This is a genomic window from Pseudomonas rustica, from assembly GCF_018336155.1.
Taxonomy (GTDB): Bacteria; Pseudomonadota; Gammaproteobacteria; order Pseudomonadales; family Pseudomonadaceae; genus Aquipseudomonas; species Aquipseudomonas rustica.
Window position 1 is genome coordinate 1 of record NZ_JAGYHF010000030.1, and the last position, 2694, is coordinate 2694.

The 2694-nt window shown below is 58.3% G+C and carries 6 protein-coding genes and 1 pseudogene; all 7 read right to left on the bottom strand.

The window, feature by feature from the left end; genetic code table 11:
• A pseudogene (locus KFS80_RS26630) lies at window positions 1-261 on the bottom strand (hypothetical protein); the annotation flags it as partial.
• On the bottom strand, window positions 258-722 hold the full coding sequence (locus tag KFS80_RS26635) for a recombination protein NinB (RefSeq protein ID WP_212546458.1): 465 nt from the start codon (window positions 720-722) through the stop codon (window positions 258-260). The gene KFS80_RS26635 and the pseudogene KFS80_RS26630, both read right to left, overlap by 4 nt.
• Window positions 719-895, bottom strand: a complete 177-nt coding sequence (locus KFS80_RS26640) for a hypothetical protein (protein ID WP_212546459.1) — start codon at window positions 893-895, stop codon at window positions 719-721. Before KFS80_RS26640 ends, KFS80_RS26635 begins: the two co-directional genes overlap by 4 nt.
• Window positions 892-1626 carry a hypothetical protein gene (locus tag KFS80_RS26645; protein ID WP_212546461.1) on the bottom strand — a complete coding sequence of 245 codons (735 nt, stop codon included), beginning with the start codon at window positions 1624-1626 and terminating at the stop codon, window positions 892-894. Before KFS80_RS26645 ends, KFS80_RS26640 begins: the two co-directional genes overlap by 4 nt.
• The gene (locus tag KFS80_RS26650; protein ID WP_212546462.1) at window positions 1623-1979 is read right to left on the bottom strand and encodes a phiTE_015 family protein; all 357 of its coding nucleotides are present in this window, start codon (window positions 1977-1979) and stop codon (window positions 1623-1625) included. Before KFS80_RS26650 ends, KFS80_RS26645 begins: the two co-directional genes overlap by 4 nt.
• Entirely contained in the window at window positions 1972-2208 is a 237-nt protein-coding gene (locus KFS80_RS26655) for a hypothetical protein (protein ID WP_212546460.1), read from the bottom strand. Before KFS80_RS26655 ends, KFS80_RS26650 begins: the two co-directional genes overlap by 8 nt.
• Window positions 2205-2393 carry a DUF1382 family protein gene (locus KFS80_RS26660; protein ID WP_083365985.1) on the bottom strand — a complete coding sequence of 63 codons (189 nt, stop codon included), beginning with the start codon at window positions 2391-2393 and terminating at the stop codon, window positions 2205-2207. Before KFS80_RS26660 ends, KFS80_RS26655 begins: the two co-directional genes overlap by 4 nt.
• Window positions 2394-2694: the final 301 nt, after the last annotated feature.

Genomic DNA, 2694 nt, shown 5'->3' on the forward strand with positions numbered 1-2694 from the left:
CAGGGGCATCAGACAGCGTTCAGGAACAGCCGCGTACTTGACCATGAATGGTTCTGGCTTGAGCTTGTTCGTAGTTACAAGCCCGTCCGCCACTACCACCCAGCAAACCTTCATTTCTGGATTGCCCACCCTTCCGCCATCCGGGAGGGTGATTTTCGAGTCACTTGTTTTCCTAATCAGCTCTACAACCATGCCGAGGTTTGATTCAATTGATGCGTCAATGACAAGCGCCAGGTCGCCCGGCTTGAAGTTATGGCTCATGCGGCCTCCCACTGTTCTGGCATCTGGCCCTTGGGCTCGCTCCAGATCACGCCCTTGTCAGCGCCGAATGCGTACATGCACTCGATCACATCGCCCAGCTCAGCCACGGTCATGCGCTTGGTGCTTTCGCCAAGCATGATCACGCCGCCATTGATGCCATGGGCCATGCGGATCTCTTGGCGCGCTGCAGCAGTCATCAGCGCCTTCCAGTCCTCGCTGTCGAGCTTCTGCATCACTCCATTCACCGGCCATTCAACCTGGCGGGAGATGTCGCCCAGCATTGCCCACAGCTTGGCGTTCTGCTCTAGGGTGCGGCGCGACTTGACCGGGCGGACGATGATCTCGACGGCGCCGGCGGCGGACAGCTCGGTAGCGAACAGGTAGGCCAGGCGAAGGACTTCACGAACCCGTGATGGGCCGGCCGACCAGAAGTGGCGAGGCTTGTGGATGATGTTGGTCATGGCCGCTCTCCTTGCATGCGATCCAACAGTTTCAGCTTGGAAGTCTCTTCGCGGGCGGCACGCAGCTCCGGGATTAAAGACTTGTAAGCCTTATGCATGCCAAATGCGTAGCCGATCTGGCCGCCCATAGCCGCAACAATCAGGATTAGGAATATCAGCTCAATCTCGCTCATGACTGCTCTCCCTGGCCCAGGGCGGCGTCGATGGCCTCATCAAAAGCCTTGGCGGCGCAGAAGCTGGAGCCGCTAGGGGATGGAAGCTGGACAACAAGGTGAAAACCTACAGAGGCGCGTACACGACAGGCGATATCTCGCGCTCGCCGATACCGCTCGGCATCCCTCAGCAGCGACGGTAGGTCGTAGCCCGGTAATCTGGCAGACCAGCCTTCCATATCCGGGAGCGGCTCAAGCGGAGCGTGTTGCTGGGCGTAATGCTCCACTACGCTGCGCAGCCAGGTGTTCTGCGACACAAGCTCGCTATGCTCGGCGCCGAACATTGGCCCCTGAATTACGCGGTAAGCGAGCCCAACCTTGCGATGCCAGTCCTTTAGTTTGCGATACCCCTGATCACTGTGCAGACCGTGCAGCTCAAGCTCTTCCAATGCATCAGAGACTTCAGGCAGGAGCTTCTGAAGATCGGCAGTTGCGCGCAGCCCCTCAACCTCAGCCTTCAGCTCAGCATTCACCTGCTCGTAGGCTTCGTAGCCGGTCTTGAGGCCGGCGATTTCGGCGCGGAGCTGGTCGCGCTCGATCTCTACGCCGAGCATCAAACGACCGCGAGCTTCTAGAAGCTCGATCAGGTGGTCGTTGTGACCCTGCAAGTCTTTGGCATCACGCGTCTTGAGCGGATAACCACTGCGCACCAGATCGCGTATTTTTCCGATGTTTTCTGCCGAGAGATTCATGGCGCCACCTCGAATGCAGCACACGGGCCCTCATGACCGGACACGCGACTGCACTCCCATCCCTCTGGCGGAACGTCACACATTGGGGTGACGTGCAGCCCAGCATCGCTGATAGACATCGCCAGATCCTTGTTGTAAACGGTGAAACGCTTGCCTTTGGCGTCGACTACCCGCCATGCGGTTGCTGAAACGACGCCGGCAGGAAGTCGCGCGGCCTGCCATGCAAGCCAGCAGTACTGAATCGTGGTGCTGTGGTACTCGCCGTCAGCAAACTTGCTCATGCGCTGGTTCGGGTATTCGCTGAGAACCCATGCTTCGTACTCTTCACGCATTTTTTCGCTGATGTCAGTCATGGAGGGTGTCCTCATGCTCAAAGTCGGCAAGGTGGTCAAGGAACTCTTCTTGCTCCTTGACTTGCTTTTTCAGCAGCGCCGCGTGGGAGGCTTTCCAAGCCCACCATGCGAAGTGGAGGGTGCTGGTGCTGTAGGTGTCGTCACGGCGGCTCAGGTACACCGCCAGCACGGGCTCTTTAGCTTCCAAAGCAACAGCGGTCTCAAACTCATCACGCATCTTGTCGGTCATGTCCGCTGCTCCGCTGCTTCTGCGATCAATGCCATGCGCTCCAGGCGCTCGGTGGCTTGCGTGGCCAAGTTCAGGTGGTCCGCCTCATCAACAACCGGGACACACACAAAAAGGATTCCGAGCTTGACCATCTTGTTTGCCAGCTCAATGGCTTGGCGTAGCTGTGCTGGGTTTGCTCGTTTCATCACTTGCGCTCCTGAATCATTCGGTCGACACAGGCCACCCAAGCGGATGAGCCACGCTCATTGGTTTTGGCGCAGATGTTGGCCGGCGATGAAGATGGCGCGAGCAGGTATGCGAAAAACGCGAAAAAGCCCAAAAACAGAAATGCGTAACCTGCCCCTTGCATGGCCGGCCAGAACAGTCGGTGAATCCTCATCAGAAGCCCTCCTTGCCGCGCGGTGCTTCGCGCTTGATGTTCATTTTTGCCAGCAGCAGTGCGCGGGCTGACTTGCCGTCTGCCGGGATGCCTTGCTGGAGGATTCG

What these genes read in the sequence shown, in the direction of transcription:
- KFS80_RS26635 (WP_212546458.1), bottom strand. Translation starts at nt 722, where the DNA reads ATGACCAACATCATCCACAAGCCTCGCCACTTCTGGTCGGCCGGCCCA.
- KFS80_RS26640 (WP_212546459.1), bottom strand. Translation starts at nt 895, where the DNA reads ATGAGCGAGATTGAGCTGATATTCCTAATCCTGATTGTTGCGGCTATG.
- KFS80_RS26645 (WP_212546461.1), bottom strand. Translation starts at nt 1,626, where the DNA reads ATGAATCTCTCGGCAGAAAACATCGGAAAAATACGCGATCTGGTGCGC.
- KFS80_RS26650 (WP_212546462.1), bottom strand. Translation starts at nt 1,979, where the DNA reads ATGACTGACATCAGCGAAAAAATGCGTGAAGAGTACGAAGCATGGGTT.
- KFS80_RS26655 (WP_212546460.1), bottom strand. Translation starts at nt 2,208, where the DNA reads ATGACCGACAAGATGCGTGATGAGTTTGAGACCGCTGTTGCTTTGGAA.
- KFS80_RS26660 (WP_083365985.1), bottom strand. Translation starts at nt 2,393, where the DNA reads ATGAAACGAGCAAACCCAGCACAGCTACGCCAAGCCATTGAGCTGGCA.